Origin of the sequence: Aeromonas piscicola, assembly GCF_000820005.1 — a bacterium.
GTDB lineage: Bacteria > Pseudomonadota > Gammaproteobacteria > Enterobacterales > Aeromonadaceae > Aeromonas > Aeromonas piscicola.
Genome location: NZ_CDBL01000016.1, coordinates 1 through 18,542, shown reverse-complemented (window position 1 = coordinate 18,542; position 18,542 = coordinate 1). Strand labels below are relative to the sequence as shown.

Sequence of the window (18,542 nt, the reverse complement as noted above, 5' to 3'; positions counted from 1 at the left end):
CCTTCCTTGACGGAAAATGCAACTCGAAAATGTGATTTGATCGATTAAAGTTGAGAAAACGGTTTTCTGGTCGATAACTAGACAATAACCCCTGCAGGAGTCGCCATCATGCCCAGCCAGGACCTGTTGTTCCCCATTTTGCCCCGGGCTCCCGCTGCGCCCGGCAGCGAAGAGATCAAGCGGGAAGTGAACCAGATCAGCAAGAAGCACCAGCTGCGCAAGACCAGCACTGACAACAGTGACTCCCAGCAGCGCCAGCAGGCGTATACCACCCCCGCCAAGCGTGATCAGACCAAGCCTGAAGAGGACGATCACAAACCGGATCCTGATCATCAGATCGATCTCTTCGTCTGAACGCATTATCAGTCCCGCTTTCACCGCATTTTTGGCATAATGCCTGCTTTTGCTGCGGGACGCCCTTTTGACCATCCAGACCCTGTTCAAGCCAGATGGCCCTCTGGCCAGCCATATCGACGGCTTTGTTGCCCGCGCCCCGCAACTGGCCATGGCCGAGGCCGTCTCCAGCGCCATCAAGAGTGGTGGCCGTCTGCTGGTGGAGGCGGGGACCGGTACCGGCAAGACCTACGCCTATCTGGTCCCTGCGCTGGAGTCCGGCAAGCGGGTGGTGATCAGCACAGGCTCCAAGAACCTGCAGGAGCAGCTCTTCTATCGCGATCTGCCCACCATCACGGGGGCGCTCTCTTACACCCCGCCAGTGGCCCTGCTCAAGGGGCGCAGCAACTACCTGTGCATAGAGCGCATGAACCGCCTCTTGAGCGAATCCCATCTGCAAAAGCCGGAAGTGCTCAACGATTTGGTGAAGGTCAAATCCTGGTCTACCGCCACCGACAATGGCGATGTGGGTGACATTCCGGGGTTGCAGGAAAACGCCGAGATCCTGGCTCACGTCACCAGTACCAACGACAACTGCCTCGGCCGCGACTGTCCCTATTACGACGACTGCCATCTGGTGGTGGCCCGTCGCCGCGCCATGGATGCCCAGGTGGTGGTGATCAATCATCACCTCTTCTTCGCCGATATGGCAGTGAAAGACACGGGATTTGGCGAGCTGGTGCCCGAAGCCCAAGTTTATGTGTTCGACGAGGCGCACCAGTTGGCGGAGATCGCTACCAACTACTTTGGCAAGTCGGTGGGCAGCCGCACCATCCAGGATCTGGCGCAGGATATCCAGCTCGCCTATCGGGCTGAGGCGCACGATATGGCCCAGCTCGGCAAGGCGGCGGACCGGCTCTCCATCGCCAGTCAGGATCTGCGCCTCGCCTTCGGGGTGGATGGCGGCCGTGGCAATACCCGCGACATGTTGCGCCAGCCGCTCTGGGCCCAGGCGCTGGCCCGCCTCAATGATGCCCTCGGGCTCTGTTACGAGGTGCTGAAACTCGCGCTGGGACGCGGTGAGCAGCTTGATCACGCCTTCGAGCGGATCTGCGAGCTGCGCACTCGCCTTGGTGAGGTGTTGACCATCAACCAGACCGGTTTCTCCTACTGGTATGACTGCTCGCGGCTTCACTTTTCCCTCAATATCACCCCGCTGTCGGTGGCCGAGCGCTTTGGCGCCGAGGTGCTGCGCCCCGAGGTGGCCTGGATCTTTACCTCTGCCACCTTGACGGTGGACATGCGCTTCGACCACTTTGTGGCCGAACTGGGGCTGGCGGGCAGCGCCGAGCTTATCCTCGACAGCCCGTTTGATTACGCCGAGCAGGCGCGGCTCTGTGTGCCCCGCTATCTGCCAGAGCCCAATGCCTTTGGCCGTGGCGAGCAGCTGGCCCAGCTGATGATCCCTCTTATCAACAAGACGCCGGGGGGCTGTTTTTTCCTTTGCACCAGCCATCAGGTGATGCGTCAGGTGGCCGAGGTGCTGCGCCGGGAGATTGGCCGCACAGTGCTGCTGCAGGGGGAGGACAACAAGCAGCGGCTGCTCAAGGAGTTCGTGGAGAATGGCCGTGCCGTGCTGGTGGCCACCAGCAGCTTCTGGGAGGGGATAGACGTGCGGGGGGCCGCGTTGTCGTGTGTTATCATCGACAAGCTACCGTTTGCCAGCCCCGACGACCCGCTGCTCAAGGCGCGAGTCGATGATTGCAAGCTCAAGGGAGGCGATCCCTTCGCCGAGCTGCAGCTTCCCAAGGCGGTGATCGCGCTCAAGCAGGGGGTGGGGCGGCTCATTCGTGATCGCAGTGATCACGGCGTACTGGTCATCTGTGATCCACGCATGGTCAACAAACCCTACGGCGCCACCTTTATCAAGAGTCTGCCTGCTATTCCCCGTACCCGGGAGCTAGGGACGCTGGGGAGTTTCTTCGATCGCGGCGAATAAGTTTGCCGCTGATGGGCATCCAGTGACCTGTTGATGGCAGTTAAGGTTATTTTCTCAAGAGATGCGGCTGCCAAGCAGCCCGCTTCAAGGTTTTTTACGCGAGCCGCTTGCAGATAGATGACAGAATTGAACAACGGGCGAGTGCAACTTGCTTGCCGGTTATGTAATTGACTGATTTTATAGAGATTGTAAAGCATGAACGAGTTGAAGATCCTGGCCGTTGATACCGCCACCGAAGCCTGCTCCGCCGCCCTGCTGGTGGGCGACAAGCTGTTCTCCCGCTGGGAAGAGGCGCCGCGGGATCACACCCGTAAAATCTTGCCCATGGTTCAGGCTGTGTTGGACGATGCCGGGATAGCCTTGAGCGAGCTCGATGCCATCGCGTTCGGGCGTGGTCCGGGTTCTTTCACCGGCGTGCGGATTGGGATCAGCGTGGCCCAGGGGTTGGCGTTTGGGGTTGGTGTGCCGCTCATCGGCATCTCCACGCTGGCTGCCATGGCGCAGGGGGCTCACCGGTTGGAAGGCGCCGAGCGGGTGCTGACCGCCATCGATGCACGCATGGGGGAGGTCTACTTTGGTCAGTACGCGCTGAAGGAGGGCCGCATGCAGCTGGTGGGTGAGGAGGTCGTGAGCGATCCGGCGGCGCTGGTGGCGTCTGGCACGCTGGCGGGTCGCTGGACCCGTGTCGGCACCGGTTTTGAGACCTATGGCGAGATCCTGAGTGGTCTGGCCGAGGAGGTTGTCATGAGTCAGGTGCGCTTCCCGGCGGCCATCGACATGCTGCCGCTGGCACGTGCCGCCTTGCTAGCGGGGGAGGCAGTACCTGTGGAGCAGGCCACCCCGGTATACTTGCGAGACAAGGTGACCTGGAAAAAATTGCCGGGTCGTGAATAAGGGCAGGAAAAGGCGTGGCATGCCTGTCGCTCCTGCCGTAAACCAGCATCCCCATGCCGGACAGGGTCTGGTAACAGGTTCGGTATCCGGCAAAAAGGAGAGTGACATGATGAAACGTGCGATTGTGATAGGGGTGGCGGGCTTGCTGCTCGGCGCGTGCAGCTCCGTGCCCAAGGAGCTGGCCTATGAGCCGGCAAATCAGCTGGTGGCTTATCAGCCAGCCCTGACGGGCCAGGAAGGCAAGCCTGCGCGCTGGAGCGGGGTCATCTCGGCGGTACACAACAAGGCGGATCAGAGCGTCGTCGAGGTGGTCTATCTGCCGCTCAAATCCAACGGTGTGCCGGAGCAGACCGAGCAGAGCCCGGGCCGCTTTCTGGCCATCATGCAGGGCTTTGTCGACCCGACACTTTACGCCAAGGGGCGCAGCCTGACGGTGCTCGGCACCATAGCGCAGCCCGTGGATAGCCAGATCGGCGAGCACAAGTATCGCTTCTCCGTGCTCAATGCCAGCTCCAGCAAGCTGTGGCCGCCGGTGAAGGAGGTGGAGATCCGCTACATGGATCCCTATTTTTACGACCCTTTCTATGATCCCTTCTGGCCGAGACGGCCGCTGCGTCGCTAAGGTTGCCCATGACAGTCATCATGCAGGAGAAAATCGTCGCCCTGACCGATGGTCGCCGGGTGGCCTTGCTTGACAACGAGCAGCAGGGCAAGCCGCTGCTGATCGCCTTGCACGGCTGGCTCGACAACGGCGCCAGCTTTCTGCCCCTTGCTCCCCATCTGCAGGATGTTCATCTGATCTGCGTCGATCTGCCGGGCCATGGTCACTCGGATCACAAAACCACCCCCTATGTCTTTGTCGATTGGCTGGACGATCTCTACCAGATCGTTCAGGCGGCAGGCTGGCCGCGTTTCAGTCTGCTCGGCCACTCCCTCGGGGCGCTGATCGCCTCTGCCTATGCCGGGGTGTTTCCCGAGCAGGTGGAGCGGCTCATCATGCTGGAGGGGTTGGGCCCCTTGAGCCAGCCCGATGAGGAGGTGCCGGCCCAGCTGCGGCGGGCGATTTTAAATCGCAGCCGCACCCGTGAGCGGGTCTCCAATGGTTTTGCCTCCATCGAGGAAGCGGTAATAGCCCGTTGCAAGGTGGCGGACATTGCCCCGCACGCGGCGCGGCTTATCTGCGAGCGACAACTGGTGGAGCGGGCAGGGCGCTGGCATTGGCGCAGCGATCCCCGTTTGCGGGATCTGTCGCCACTGCGCATGAGCGAAGACCAGGCCCAGGCATTGATCCGGGCCATCCGCTGCCCTGTGCTGTTTATTCGGGGCGAGCAGGGCTTTGCCAGCCTGCTGGCGCAGTGGCAGTTGCGTCATGGCGCATTCGAGCGAATAGAAATGGTCGTTTTGGCGGGAAACCATCATTTTCATATGGAAAATTCGGTCGACACCGCCGTTTGTATCGAAAAATTTTGTCAAATTCGGTAGAATCACCGGCTTTCAATAATTCCAGGTTTGTCTTCCCCCTCACACTTTTCCGTTGTTAATTTGCTGTTAATTGATGTTGCCCTATGTAAATATGTGCGGCATTAGAGCATGAGCTTAAAACAACCGATTTAAATGGATGTGAACAGGGCCGGAGGCAACACAGTGAGCGCACAGGTGCTAGTTATGCAGGAGAAGTTCGTGGAAAAAGTCTGGCTGAAGCGTTATCCGGAAGGGGTCCCCGCCGAGATCAACCCAGACCAATACAGCTCCCTGGTCGACATGTTTGAGGCATCGGTGACCGAGTTCGCCGATCAGCCTGCCTTCGTCAACATGGGGCAGACCATCACCTACCGCCGACTGGAAGAGCAGTCCCGCGCTTTTTCCGCCTACCTGCAAAACGAGCTCAAGCTCAGCCAGGGTGATCGGGTGGCCGTGATGATGCCGAACCTGTTGCAATACCCCATCGCCGTGTTTGGCATACTACGTGCTGGCATGATAGTGGTGAACGTCAACCCGCTTTATACCCCGCGCGAGCTGGAGCATCAGCTCAAAGACTCGGGTGCCAAGGCCATCGTCATCGTCTCCAATTTTGCCCATACCCTGGAAAAAGTGGTTTACGACACCCCGATCAAGCACGTCATCCTGACCCGCATGGGCGACAATCTGGGGCTGGCCAAGGGCACGCTCGTCAACTTCGTGGTGAAATACGTCAAGAAGCTGGTGCCCAAATACAACCTGCCCCACGCCAGCACCATGCGTCAGGCCCTTTCCAAGGGGCGTTACCTGCAGTACATCAAGCCCGAGATCACCAACGACGATCTCGCCTTCCTGCAGTACACGGGCGGCACCACCGGCCTCTCCAAGGGGGCCATGCTGACCCATCGCAACATGATTGCCAACGTTGAGCAGTGCCTCGGCGTCTATGGTCCCATGCTGGAGCGGGGCAAGGAATTCGTGGTCACGGCACTGCCGCTCTACCACGTCTTCGCCCTGACGGTGAACTGCCTGCTGTTCATGCGCCTGGGGGGCTACAACCTGCTCATCAGCAACCCGCGCGACATCCCGGGCTTTGTCAAAGAGATCAGAAAATACCCCTTTACCTGCATCACAGGGGTCAACACCCTGTTCAATGCCCTGGTCAACAACGGCGAATTCCAGTCGATGGATTTCAGCAAGCTGAAGCTGACCATAGGGGGTGGCATGGCGGTGCAACGGGCGGTCGCCGAACAGTGGAAGGGGCTGACCGATACCCCGCTGCTGGAAGGTTATGGGCTGACCGAGTGTTCGCCGCTGGTGAGCGTCTGCCCCTACGATCTGCTCGATTACAACGGCTCCATCGGTCTGCCGGTCTGCTCCACCGACATCCGGCTGGTGGATGACGCCGGTCAGGTGATCACCGAATTTGGCAAGCCCGGCGAGATGCAGGTGCTCGGTCCCCAGGTGATGGTGGGTTACTGGCAGCGTCCAGAGGCCACTGCCGAGGTGATGCAGGATGGTTGGCTCTGTACCGGCGACATCGCAGTGTGCGACGAGCAGGGCTTCTTCAAGATCGTCGATCGCAAGAAGGACATGATCCTGGTCTCGGGTTTCAACGTCTATCCGAACGAGATCGAGGACGTGGTGGCGCTTCACCCCAAGGTGCTGGAAGTGGCTGCGGTCGGCGTGCCGCACAAGGTTTCCGGCGAGCTGGTGAAGATCTTCGTGGTCAAGAAAGATGCAAAACTGCAGGAGGACGAGATTATTGCCCACTGCCGCACACATCTGACTGCCTATAAGGTGCCGAAACTGGTAGAATTTCGCGACGAACTTCCCAAGACCAATGTGGGCAAGATCCTTCGCCGCGTGCTGCGCGACGAGGAGATTGCCAAGCAATAACGGGCGATCCGCCGCTGTCATGCAAAACCGTGGGTCATGCCACGGTTTTTTCTTTTGGCCCTGATCAACGCGCAGGCAAAGATGCACTATCAACTCATTTCACAGCAAGCCGAACTGGAACAGTATCTCGCTTCCCTGGCCGACGTTCCCCTGGCCATCGATACTGAATTCGTCCGCACCCGCACTTATTACCCCCAGCTGGGCCTGTTCCAGATCTATGATGGCGAGCATCTGGCTCTGCTGGATCCCCTGGCCCTGGATCTCGCTCCCCTCTGGCAACGGCTTGGCCGGGCAGGGCAGATCGCCATACTGCACGCCTCCGGCGAAGATCTGGAGCTGATCCAGCACGAGGCCGGCCATCTGCCCAATCAGATGCACGACACCCAGCTGGCGACGGCCTTCCTGGGGCATGGCGTCTCGGTGGGCTTCGGCGCCCTGGTCAAGGAGTTCCTCGGGGTGGAGTTGGAGAAGGATCAGGCCCGTACCGACTGGCTCGCGCGTCCGCTCACCGAGCGTCAGCTTGAATACGCGGCGGCCGATGTGTTCTACCTGATGCCGCTCTACGAGAAGGTAATGGCCCGGCTGCACGAGAGCGGCAAGTTTGCCTGGTTCGAGCAGGAGTGTCAGAACCACTCGGCCCGCAAAACCCAGGGCAGCGATCCCCGTCAGGCCTATCTCGAGATAATCAATGCCTGGCAACTGGGGCGCCGTGAACTGGCCATACTGCGCGAGCTGGCCGCCTGGCGTCAGCAAGAGGCGGTACGGCGGGATCTGGCCCTCAACTTCGTGGTCAAGGAGCTGCACCTGTTCAAGGTGGCGGAGCGCAAACCCACGTCGCTGCGCGATCTCAACGAGCTGGGACTGGCTCCCATCGAGATCAAGATCCACGGCAAGCGGATGCTGGACATAGTCGCGACGGCCCAGCAGAGCGACCCTGCGGGCTGGCCAGAGCCTATTCGCCGGCTGGTGGATTATCCCCAGTACAAGGCCGAGCTCAAGCGCATCAAGGGGATGGTGGAAGAGAAGGCCAAGGCCAGCAACATTCCGCCGGAACTGGTGGCGAGCAAGAAGATCATTCACCAGTACTTCACCTGGAGCTGGCGCATGAGCGATGAAGAGCGCGCTCGCGCCGACAAGCCCATGCTGCTGCAAGGGTGGCGTCATGAGCTGGTGGGTCACCTGCTGGCACAATAAGCGACACAGTCAACAATGGGCCGATGGGCCCATTTTTTTATCTGTCTCACTATGCCTCACTGCAGCGGGTAGCGGTAGCGTGCGAGGATCTGCCCATATTCAGGGCTCTGCAACAGCGCCCGGATGGCCTCATCGAGCCGCTGCAACTGCTGGGGCGTGGTGGTGCGCCGGCTTAGCATCAAATGCACGGGTGTCTGCTGGATCGTGAGCAGTGTGGTCAGCTCATCGAGTGGCATGCCAATGAGGCTCAGCTCCTGCAGTCCCATGGGATCCATGACCACACCCTGGATGCGGCCTGCCAGCAGCAATTTCACCAGCTGATCCAGCCGCAGCCTGACGAGCAGGCGATCCTTCAGCTGGGGAGATTGCATGAAGGCACGAAAATCCACGCCATAGTCAAAGTCGCGCAGCATGCCTATGGTGAATTCGGTGCGAGGCAGCAGATCGGAAAGCTGGGCGATCCCCGGCCAGCGTGACGTGTCCTGGCGCCGGATGAGCAGCACCGTCTCTTCATTGCGATAGGGAATGGAAAAGCGGGCGAACTGTTCGCGCTGGGCGGTTTGACTGGCGGACATGGCCAACTGTATGGAGCCGAACTCCAGCTCGCGCAGCACGCGGGCCCAGGGCATCTCGCTGTAACTGGCGTCAAAACCGGCCCGGCTGAAGATGGCCTCCAGCAAGTCGATGTCCAGCCCCTGCAACTGCTGCTGTTCATCGCGAAAGCTGAACGGATGCCAGCTTGACCAGCCCACGACCAGTGACTCCTGTGCCCAGGCGGTGCAACACAGACACCATAACAACAAGACTCTGTACACGGATCTGTCCCTGTTCAGCGTGGTTGTTGTTGATTATTGGATAGAAACGGCAGGCTGACCAGCCCGGAAGCGAGGATGCACGAATGTGCATCCCTCAGAGTTCGTGGGCGTGGAATCCCTTACTCTGACACTTAAAAGCACACGCACATTGATGGAGCTAATGCCAAGAATCGCTGAATGTTCCGACCTAGCCTCGAAAGAGGCTAGGTCGGAACATAACACACTAATAAAGTTTTTAATTTACCTTGGCTGTAGCCAAACGCAAATTTACAGCTTCGACAATAGCATTGTTAACCATACGTTTTCCTGCAACTTGAGCACATATAATTACAACGGCAAGCGAAACTAGATGAATTAATATACACTTATAGTCAAGGCTTCGGGATAGTTCAACACCAATCATAGGTAGTACATAGTATATAATTACAGCTATTGTTGCTATAAATATTCCTGCTGTGCTATCTCGATAAAGTAAGAAGTTTTCATGAGCACTTTCGACTTGAGGTGAATCACGTACCTCCCTATATATTTCTTTATACCAGATACTATTTCTAATTTTTCCATCTAAGTTATTATCTAATAGTTTAGGCCATATTCTTTTAATGTCATCAATATCAATCCTCATATCGTGATGTATAAATTTATGGCAACGACAGGCAGGCAATTCATTTTTAAATCGTAAAAATACAAGCTTGTGTTTTATGTCTTGAGGCAAGATTGACGAAATCATGACCAATGCGCACATGACAACAAATGCAAGTCCAAGGTCAGATGCTAAGACCATAATCCCTTTCGTTTGGTCAAAACCGAATTGAGTCAAAGCCCCGATAAATAGCGGTAGTGAGATCACTGCCGCTACATATTTTTTATTTTTTTGTTTTATATTAGCCATTTTTAAGCCTCATCCTCATAATTGTAGTGATAAGGCTCTGCATCTCTTGATGACCATCCTTCACGAGCGAGGGTTCCTGAGTAATGACAAACACCATTTCCTCTTGTAGATAAAACCTTAGCGCCTCTATGAGTGAAGGCATTGAGCACTGCTTTGTGAGCATGCTTCGGCTCCCCTTGCTTAGCTGATGAGGCGACAGCTGTAATGGACCTGGTCTCGCCTTCTGCGACAGGTTCACCAAGTAAACGATCTAGCACACTAGGCCCTACATTTCGTTTACTACCATGATGAGGAATTTGTATGAATTTCAGTTCAGCGCCAGAAACGCATACATCAATTTCGTCAGCAGCGGCATCAAGAGCTGTAATTCCTGCATCCCCAGTAAACACGAGACGTTTATTATCAACAAGAATCTGCGTAATTACGCTAGTATTGTTCTTTGCTGAAGTGGTGTCATTATCGTCTAATTTATCTTCACCCCATTTAGAGACTATCCACTCCATTGCTCTTTTCGCAAATCCCTCAAGACCAGAAAACGCCTCGAAAAATAATGAGTCCTCAGCTTGTTTGACTTTAGGCATACCCTCAAGATCTTTTAGAAGAGATTTATAATAATCCTCTGTAGGACCCAGAACCTTTACGTTACCGAGGCTAAGGCCAGTAAACGGTTGCTGCACTGGTATGTTTTTTTTCTCAGCCAACTTTACAAGTTCATAAGCTGCTTCCAAGCTGACTTTTAGCCGCTCACCTATACTATTATCCGTAACTCGACCATCTTCAAAAAAGTCGGCTAGACCATATGGCTCATCCCATGGTTTGTGAATCCAGAGATTTTTAATGTCTAACTGCTCGATAACAGCAAACAAGCCATTAATGTGATCTTGGTCTGGGTGCGTAGATATAACCAAGTCAACAACGCTCGTTCCATAATATTTTTGAATGTGCTTCACTAAAGAATCGCCATCTTTAGTAAAACCACCGTCTATAACAACAACAGTTTGTTCATCCCGAGAACCTTGTAGGTTGCCAAAACGAATCGCAATAGCATCCCCGCTCTTGGACTCTTCACCGACACCAAGAATATCAACTTCGTAAGCCATTTTTGCCCCCCAAAGCAATCGTTTACCTTTTAGTGGTTTTTGCTGCTCTGAGCAACAATTGAACCAGCCAGTGTTTTAGTCTTGTCGTTGTACTTGTCACTTTGTAGTGCAGCACCTGCTTTTGCTTCCATTGCTGCGCTAGGCTGCTTACCAGTGTTCGCTTGAGCGAGCGCAGAGCCAGCGAGTGATCGCTGGATTTTTGAAGCATTCGGATCTTTCAGTACCTGAGCCGCTTGGCTGGCTACAGAGGGTGAGGTTTGTTTCTTGTTTGTCATAATCAATAAACCTTGTGTTGGGTTTGCAATGAACACTACATGTAGTGCCAGTCGTGAGACTAGATACAATATATTGTGCAAATCAGACCATTACAAGTCCTTCTGTTTAAAATCTCAACAACGCTTGAACTTGCTCCAAATGATCCCAATGTAGTTTGGTTATCTATCAAAGCGTCACAAATTGCCGCTTCCAGAAAACGTCTTTATGGTCTCGATTGGTGCATTGATGATAAAGTGCGCCTTTTAACCCAGTAATCGAACGTATACCAATGCAGAAACCAGACCTCAGAGACATCAACCAGCTAACCAAAGACGAGTTCAAACGCATTCTAGGCCCGATAGCAGGAAGTCTTGAGGATGGGTCTAAGGTCGTGCTGGGGATGCAATCTGATGTGTTTGCGTGCTGTACTATCCAAGGCGATCAGATCTCAGTGAGTGGGACGCCCAAGTTTGAGCAGGCTATCAAAGCGGCTTATGCCAAAGCCAAGCCGACTATGTGGTTTGGGTCTGCGGAAAAAGAGCGTCCACCAGTAGAGCGCCCATCCCCTACCTTACAGCCCAAGACTGATACCAAGTCAGCTACTACATATCGTGTACCTGTACTGATATACAAGAGTCCGCGCGAACGAGAGAAGAAGCTAGACGGCAGCAAGGCCGATGATATGCAGTTTGGAACTATGACTGCACAACAGATCAAATCTATGCCGTTCTTCCTGGGCAAGCTTGGTGATGATCTGAATATCAAAGACCTTGAGACAATGAGCCCCAAGCCACTGTTTGAGACGTTCAGACAAATGGCCGTTGGGTACTTCTCAAGTGGCGATTTGAAGATGAACACCTTGGCGATGATCCAGCACTTCGAGAAGAGTACCGGAGCTGATTATCGCAATCCGACACTAACTAAAGCAGTTCGGATCCATCCCAAAACACAAGCCTTTTCAAAGACCATCATTGATGAAGTCGTTGCACAGAACACACAACTTAAGGGTGAGATCAACAAGTTGGATCTATCCATGCTGATGAATGGATACAAGGCCAGACAGCAAGGTTTTAGACTGCCTAATTTTAGTTCTGGAGCTGACATTATCGGAGGGACAACTATCGCTATCAATGATGTGTGGGCAGGGAAGGCCGAGATCACTAAGTACAATAAGTTCGGTAACTTCTTCAAGGGGACGATTCGAATTACTCTGTTTGACCATTTCGGATTAGATGCCCCAGACATTGGACCAGATCCAACAACAGGCCATATCAAACCGTATGGGTTATTGCCGGGATTTCGTGCTTGGTTCATCCTCCAACATTACAAACGTTTTGCCTTCAAACCCTTTGTTACAGTCATGGAAATGGACTATCCATTCAGTGGTGAGATTAAATGATAGGATTACTGTTTATTGTACTGGCAATCAACTACGTCATGATGCCGATCTTGTTTATGATGCCGGATCTAAGTGATTGGGCTGCACTGTATGTGGTTCTTATGCCTAGAGTGCTCTGGTTCTTTGCTGTTTTAGCTGGCGGGGTGTTCTGGTATTACAAGAGAATGGTTCTGTTCTGGTTGAACTTTGTAGGGTTTATCTGTTTCTATGTTCCATTATTAAAATTCTATATGTAGGTTCGATTGAAATGAGTTCAGAAATAATTGTTTTAATAAAAATATTCGATAAAGAAGAGTATGCCGATGCATTCATTAATAATGGTGAAATGTATTGCAGAACACTAGGTTCATTTAAAGGTATTAATGATGATGTAAGAGGGGATAGATTTGAAGCTGCGTCTAGTTGGTATCAATCAGATCAGATAACTATGAATCTTAGTTATGTTGATGATAATGGTGTAAATAAATCAATTGAATTATCAGGAGCAAACTTAGCTGGACCAGTAGTAATGCAACCAGCGGTATATAACAATTTCAATTTATATTGTATGTATGCAGTAAAAAAGCCTGAATACAATGAGTCTTATGAGACAGAGGAAGAAAAGGTTCTAGTTGTTGAAAAAATAAATGCAATGCTTAGGGAAGCTAAAACGCTTGATGATAGTGTCCTTTCTTTAGGAGAATTTGCAGTTATTATTTTTAAAGTTAAAGACTTTACTAATAAAGTCAAAGAAACATTAGTTAATCATGGATATAGATGTGCTCACGACATTGTTCGATACTTTGATCCTGAGACGTTCCATGGTGATTTTAATGAAATAGAAACACTGTTCAGGAAGAGGACAGACTACGAATATCAAAGTGAATATAGGTTTGTGATTCAATTCCCTGAACCTGCTGAACATAAGACCATGCATTTAGGATCACTAGAAGGGATTGCAATCAAAGTTCCCACAAGAAGCATAAACAATGCTTTCCATTTAAAATTGGCTGAACCAACCACCAACGTTTGAATGGTAAAAGGGCCCACTAGGGGCCCTTATGTTCACTTGGGTTTCGTTGTGTTATCCCACCCAGAGCTGATACTACAACAAATTAGCCAGTCGTTACACTCATTCCTACTTGCTCGAACTTCATGGTTTCAATAACTCCCCCTATTGCTTGTGCCCGTTCCCAAGTTATCTTGTTATGTGGAACACAAAAGAAACGGATCCAAGTTGCATTCGGTGGCATCTGAACGGAGAAATTTACCAAGTCCGGTATACGAGCCCCTGAAGGACCATCAATCTTGCTGTACCATATCGGACCTTGCCCCTCTATTTGATAATAGAAATCTGCGGTTCCGGGGTTATCATACATCCTCACTGGGGCGTTAATATTACTCAGAACCAAACGTTGATTAAAAGGTTGTACACCAATGTTAGCTCTAAAGAACTCTCGTTCGCCGCTGCCACCAGAAATAATCTGAGGCTCTATAACACGTTGATAGTAGTATGATTTCCGGTATACATCGCCAACCAACTGTTCAACAGAGACGCGACCGAAAAATTCTCCTGAGTGGATGACGGCATGTTGACATATCATATTTCCTGATCGGTCTACGGTAAATTTAGAACCTGGGCCCTGCAAAAAATTATGGTCTGGATGACCAGAAATATAAGCTGTGTTGTTAGAGCCACAAAACAAAGCTTCGTCAACTCGACCACCTTTTGCGATTAAATTCCCAGTAAAGGAACCTGAATCAGCATATACAGCACCTCTCACCACTGCTTTGTCCATCCATACTTCGCCAGTACTAGCGACTCGGAACGGGGCATAGTCGGGAGTAGCATGACCAGAATATATGCGCCATGTTGGATTAGAACCATCCAAGGTTGCTGAAGTATTACCAGAGCCAGCGCGAATGATACTATTCGAATTGATCTCATTACCCGTTATACTTGATCCGCGAATATTACTTGCGGTCAAATCTTCTATATAAGCATTCTTCATGATTGTCTTGCCATCTATCACAGCAAACACAGGTGATTTACTACCACCAGTACCTTGCTCAATCTGGAAACTATCTACTTTGAAGCTCACATAACTTGTCTGGCTAGAACCCGGTTCACCATTGACGCCGATTTGCATACCTTCTGTATTACCGTTGCTATCGACAGCAAGAGTATGGAGTTTTGCAAATTTAGCATTCTGGTCTTCTTGCCACTGACTCTCCCCAAGCATTTCGTCAATATTGCTTGTCTTGAAGTAGATAGGAGCAGAACCAATTACAGGAATCGCACCACCATACAGATCTACATCTTCGACAACTACCCAACCTTCATCCTTATCAATGTTCTTGGTAAAGCTACCGTTTGAACTTTGACCTATGTAATGAGTCACAGGATTAAGGTCTTCCGCCATAGTTGGTTTGATATAAATATTGGTATGAGAGTAATCAGAAACCTGTGAACTACGGTTAGTCCAAGATACTGTAAACGTAAGCAATTCACTAAGAATACTTACTCCACCGGCTTGATCCATCGGACTATTGTAAGCAGATGTCTTAGCAACTCCACCAACATCACCATATATCGAGATTGGGGTCACTGTGACGTTCAGGCGGCGATCTAAGCCATTCTTTCCGTTCTCATCATAGCTATAGACGAATCTACCGTTGGATGTCGTATACGTCTTTGTAGAGCCTGTGTTGTGCTGTACATCTACCTTGTAATAAGCAACTAGCTGGCTAAGGTCTGTGATCCCATCACCCACAACAGAGTTGTTAGATATCGCACCTGATACAGGGTCAAAGGTGATGATGCAATCAGCACCAGTGAAATCAGATTTAAGATTCTTCACCGCAGGGAGGTTAACAGTTCGATTAACTTGTTGATCAGTTATAACTGTCCAGGCACTTCCACCAATCGAACATATAGTCTGAACCCGAAAGTCGTATTTCTTAGTTTGGAGACCTTGAATCATTATAGATTCAAACGGGTATTCACCATATTGGGTCCAGGCTGTTTCAGAACTGAGTTTATACTGAACAATAAATCTACGGTCGCCATAGTATTGACCTTGCCAACTAAGAACACCGCTACCAACAGCGAGCGTATCATTTTGAACGAACTTCAAGTTGGTTACTGGTAGAATAGTAAAGTCTGGTCGAGGGAGATTACCGGAGATGATCCCGTCATCATATGCAGTCGTATCATATACAAGATCGCTATACTCTTCAGCACTGACCTTAGTCACTAACACACTTTTATCAAGACTTGATTCGAGTTTGGTTATTCGCCACTTGGTTTTTGTATCAAGCTTATAAAGAGCATGTGTTACCGTGAAGACTCTACCCATTTTCAAATCAAATTGAGTATTGGTCAAACTTAGGTTAATCGACTTTCGGCACAACTTAGCTCGTTTTAGTTCGCGATTTGCAAACATCCGAATATATTCTGAGTTCGTACTCATTGGACAATCAATGGTGTCTTCAAAAATACGACCATCAGCTTGGATTGTCGGATCTTCTTTTGCATCGGCTGGTAAAACGAAAGTGTCTTTGCAGTATCTGGATTCGCTATTCTGGAAATCTACCTTTATTGTATTGTAATATTCAGCAGCATTGTTGGAGACCGTGATGCTATCAACAATGTCTTCTTCGTTTACGTTGAACATGACAGGGCTGATAGTGTCAGGTTTAGCGGTAATCATCCCGTTCTGAAGGAAGATAGAGCCTCCAAATGCAGAAGTGAAAGCATCTAGAATCTTTCCGTATGTCTGACCTTGATCTACATATCCGTCTAAGGTGATTTTGTTCTGGTCACACCAATTCGCAAGTAATACGAATGAAGATAGATCAACCATATCCATACGAGCGCCAAAGCCCCACTCATTATCGGCGAGATAGGTTAACAGGCAGCAAGCAGGGTTGTTATAAGAGCTACCCCATACACGCTTAGATTTGTCATTCCATCCTTCCAGGGAAACCCGTGGATCGACTACAGCAACACCTTGAACAAGGGCTGTTACATTGAAATTATTAGACATGATCCTGTATGGATTGTCTGACTTACCTTTCATGTCCGGTCTTTCAATCAAGAAGCTCAGAGTCCCGATCCCATCTCCACGGTGGTCCTTTGTCCACTGACCATCCCCGTTATCTATGATCTTCTGCCATGTAGTATTGTGAGGCAATCCAGCTCGAACGCCAAGTTGAACGTTTTCGAAGCCGGGTTTGAAATGAACGTTGTTGAACCACTGTTCAGATTTATCAGTATCCTCTACGTTGAATAATGGCTGTTCATCTACATAGACTTGTTCGATTTTCGCAAACGGTCCATGACCCAAACTGAAATTCTGAACCATCCATTTTTGATTATTGTTGTTTACATTCGTCCAGACCCTTGCGGCTGGAACAATACAATTCCCAAATGGAACAATGGAAGGGTTATCTTGTCCGCGTCTTGAGATTGCAAGTCCGTGATCTTGGAAGTCCCCAGCACCTTTACCACGAGCTGACAATGCAATTGCCATTGAAGCCACAGCCGCTGCGGCAGAAATTGCGGTAATTACGGCCATTGCGGTAGCTGAAATTGCCATATTTAAAATCCTCTAGTTAGTTAATATCTAGAGGTATTTAGAGATATGAAAAAGGCTCCGTTTTAAGGGAGCCTGTAGATAGTAGAATTTTCGATTTGTAAGGGTAGTTCTATAGGTCGGAATCCAAAGGTATCTGCATCCCATACGCCAAATAGGCTTCCGCTGAAGTAGATATAGCAATGTCGTCCTTCTGAAATGACTAGATCGCCGTCTTGAACAAAGTAACCATTCTCAATTACTTCACAATCACCCAAGAGTTCACGAATCGACTTAATGCCAGTTACTTTTGGTAGTGACCGTAGAGCTCCGAGAATCGTTGTATAGCGTCCTTTGGTACTCTCCAATAGGTCAGCCCTGCCCAATACCTCAAAGAGCATTGTGAGGCAATCCAGATGCCCTAAATCGAGAGTCTGCCCCATATATTTGTTTATTGCGTTTATAGTCTTCATCGGATCCAGATTTCATCTTCAAGATTTTGTTGGTTCGCGAATTCGAACCAACGATCTCCGTTATGCCATAATTGATGTGTGCTATTGAGGGCTCGCGAAAGTGAAGGGGTTGCGCTCAAATCGAATACAGATTTGCAAACAACTTGAAGAGTAACCGAGTTCTTCTTGTAATCTACGTTCATCTCGGGAACATCGGTTATCCCCCGATAATAGATACTTGCTGATTCAACGATGTTCGTCTCATCTTTAGTTATCGCCTTGTATATCGTCACTGGCTTCTTAACGAAGAATGAACTGTTGACCAGCTCGACAGTGTTCATATCTAAGCCGCTCAATGTTACCTTGACCCCCTTGTTGTTCATTGAATTTTCTTCAGTCACTTTGTCGATAGCCAAAAGGCTACCAAATGAACGATATGTGATGTTGTTATAGGTAACGTCCATCCCCGCATCGGTTAATGCGACTACGGTATTCACACCTGGAACATCAGTTAGGTCCAGATGAAATAGTGTACAAATGGTTTTCATAGAATTGCCTCACTTGCTTTAAAATTAACCTCATTACCTCTACTCCCGTAGATTACCTTGAAATTATCCTCATCAAACCTAAGTAAGGGTTTAACATCGAATTTCAATGGTGTGCCTTGTGGCATTGCATAGGGCAGGGGAGGGAAGATAGTTATCTGGCTATTTTGTTGTTGAATGTCTGTAATAACATGTATTTTTAAATTATCACCAAACTGAACAAGAGCACCTAAGCGCATTTGGTTCACCTGGCTAACGGTAAGTTTTGTGTTCCCAATGCCCCCAGAAGTCGATAAGGTCACTCCACGAACGGGTAGATAGAAAGGGTTATGCCAGCTACTATCCGCTCCTGTATCGAGCTTCCAGGGCATTGCGCGACCTAGTACACCCAAGATGAATGCTTGCCACTTCCTGACCTGATCCTGATTCTCAAGCATGATAGAACCGCTCACCTCTAATCGGTGGATGCCACGGCTCATGGCAACGGTTTTATACGATACTGTCTCACTGATAAGGGTAGGTGCGAGATTTGTTATCTCTAACTCGCCTATGTTGAAATCATCGACACTTAAAACTTTGTAGTCCATTAATAAATCCTCTAGTAAATGGTATCTAGAGGTATTTAGGGGGAATCAGAAATAAAAAAGGGCAACCCGAAGGCTGCCCAGTTTTCCCACCACAGGAAAATTAGTTAGAATGGAATCGCTTCCAGTTCTTCTTTCATATTGGTTAGTTTTTCTTCAAGCTCGAT

General features: G+C 50.5%; 17 protein-coding genes. 9 read left to right on the top strand and 8 right to left on the bottom strand.

Annotated features, from left to right (window positions below; all coding sequences use genetic code 11):
• The first annotated feature begins 108 nt into the window (after window positions 1-108).
• The 7 genes from BN1128_RS03285 to rnd all read left to right on the top strand — a co-directional run bounded on the left by BN1128_RS03285 (window position 109) and on the right by rnd (window position 7,777).
• The gene (locus BN1128_RS03285; RefSeq protein ID WP_042866291.1) at window positions 109-354 is read left to right on the top strand and encodes a hypothetical protein; all 246 of its coding nucleotides are present in this window, start codon (window positions 109-111) and stop codon (window positions 352-354) included.
• 67 nt (window positions 355-421) lie between these two features.
• Entirely contained in the window at window positions 422-2,332 is a 1,911-nt protein-coding gene (locus BN1128_RS03280) for a DNA repair helicase YoaA (RefSeq protein ID WP_042866290.1), read from the top strand.
• A 195-nt stretch (window positions 2,333-2,527) separates the two neighbouring features.
• On the top strand, window positions 2,528-3,226 hold the full coding sequence (tsaB, locus tag BN1128_RS03275) for a tRNA (adenosine(37)-N6)-threonylcarbamoyltransferase complex dimerization subunit type 1 TsaB (protein WP_042866289.1): 699 nt from the start codon (window positions 2,528-2,530) through the stop codon (window positions 3,224-3,226).
• A gap of 106 nt (window positions 3,227-3,332) precedes the next feature.
• On the top strand, window positions 3,333-3,848 hold the full coding sequence (locus tag BN1128_RS03270; RefSeq protein WP_042866288.1) for a Slp family lipoprotein: 516 nt from the start codon (window positions 3,333-3,335) through the stop codon (window positions 3,846-3,848).
• Window positions 3,849-3,856: 8 nt separating this feature from the next.
• Window positions 3,857-4,708, top strand: a complete 852-nt coding sequence (locus BN1128_RS03265; RefSeq protein WP_042866286.1) for an alpha/beta fold hydrolase — start codon at window positions 3,857-3,859, stop codon at window positions 4,706-4,708.
• Window positions 4,709-4,906: 198 nt separating this feature from the next.
• The gene (gene fadD, locus BN1128_RS03260) at window positions 4,907-6,583 is read left to right on the top strand and encodes a long-chain-fatty-acid--CoA ligase FadD (RefSeq protein WP_156140095.1); all 1,677 of its coding nucleotides are present in this window, start codon (window positions 4,907-4,909) and stop codon (window positions 6,581-6,583) included.
• 81 nt (window positions 6,584-6,664) lie between these two features.
• On the top strand, window positions 6,665-7,777 hold the full coding sequence (gene rnd, locus BN1128_RS03255; RefSeq protein WP_042866307.1) for a ribonuclease D: 1,113 nt from the start codon (window positions 6,665-6,667) through the stop codon (window positions 7,775-7,777).
• 56 nt (window positions 7,778-7,833) lie between these two features.
• Here rnd and BN1128_RS03250 read toward each other — a convergent pair whose 3' ends face one another.
• The 4 genes from BN1128_RS03250 to BN1128_RS24410 all read right to left on the bottom strand — a co-directional run bounded on the left by BN1128_RS03250 (window position 7,834) and on the right by BN1128_RS24410 (window position 10,859).
• Complete coding sequence (locus BN1128_RS03250; protein WP_042866283.1) at window positions 7,834-8,592, bottom strand: substrate-binding periplasmic protein; 759 nt, start codon at window positions 8,590-8,592, stop codon at window positions 7,834-7,836.
• Between the two features lie 235 nt (window positions 8,593-8,827).
• The gene (locus tag BN1128_RS25175) at window positions 8,828-9,484 is read right to left on the bottom strand and encodes a hypothetical protein (RefSeq protein WP_156140094.1); all 657 of its coding nucleotides are present in this window, start codon (window positions 9,482-9,484) and stop codon (window positions 8,828-8,830) included.
• Between the two features lie 2 nt (window positions 9,485-9,486).
• Window positions 9,487-10,584: a ComEC/Rec2 family competence protein gene (locus tag BN1128_RS03245; RefSeq protein WP_042866306.1), complete on the bottom strand. Its 1,098-nt coding sequence runs from the start codon at window positions 10,582-10,584 to the stop codon at window positions 9,487-9,489.
• Window positions 10,585-10,613: 29 nt separating this feature from the next.
• A complete protein-coding gene (locus BN1128_RS24410; protein WP_082030348.1) occupies window positions 10,614-10,859 on the bottom strand; it encodes a hypothetical protein in 246 nt (81 codons plus the stop codon).
• Window positions 10,860-11,128: 269 nt separating this feature from the next.
• Between BN1128_RS24410 and BN1128_RS03240 the strand changes: the two genes are divergently transcribed.
• Together BN1128_RS03240 and BN1128_RS03230 are read left to right on the top strand one after the other, a co-directional pair.
• Window positions 11,129-12,238: a DUF3289 family protein gene (locus BN1128_RS03240; RefSeq protein ID WP_042866281.1), complete on the top strand. Its 1,110-nt coding sequence runs from the start codon at window positions 11,129-11,131 to the stop codon at window positions 12,236-12,238.
• 247 nt (window positions 12,239-12,485) lie between these two features.
• On the top strand, window positions 12,486-13,250 hold the full coding sequence (locus BN1128_RS03230) for a hypothetical protein (protein WP_156140093.1): 765 nt from the start codon (window positions 12,486-12,488) through the stop codon (window positions 13,248-13,250).
• A gap of 82 nt (window positions 13,251-13,332) precedes the next feature.
• Here BN1128_RS03230 and BN1128_RS03225 read toward each other — a convergent pair whose 3' ends face one another.
• From BN1128_RS03225 to BN1128_RS03210, 4 genes are all read right to left on the bottom strand, one after another.
• Window positions 13,333-16,818 (bottom strand): phage tail tip fiber protein, encoded by a 3,486-nt coding sequence (locus BN1128_RS03225; RefSeq protein ID WP_082030347.1) that lies wholly within the window; start codon window positions 16,816-16,818, stop codon window positions 13,333-13,335.
• Window positions 16,819-16,880: 62 nt separating this feature from the next.
• On the bottom strand, window positions 16,881-17,267 hold the full coding sequence (locus BN1128_RS26545; RefSeq protein ID WP_042866276.1) for a DUF6950 family protein: 387 nt from the start codon (window positions 17,265-17,267) through the stop codon (window positions 16,881-16,883).
• Window positions 17,264-17,794 (bottom strand): hypothetical protein, encoded by a 531-nt coding sequence (locus tag BN1128_RS03215; protein ID WP_042866275.1) that lies wholly within the window; start codon window positions 17,792-17,794, stop codon window positions 17,264-17,266. The genes BN1128_RS26545 and BN1128_RS03215 overlap by 4 nt, the downstream gene beginning before the upstream one ends.
• Window positions 17,791-18,378: a hypothetical protein gene (locus tag BN1128_RS03210; RefSeq protein ID WP_042866272.1), complete on the bottom strand. Its 588-nt coding sequence runs from the start codon at window positions 18,376-18,378 to the stop codon at window positions 17,791-17,793. Before BN1128_RS03210 ends, BN1128_RS03215 begins: the two co-directional genes overlap by 4 nt.
• Window positions 18,379-18,542 lie beyond the last annotated feature (164 nt).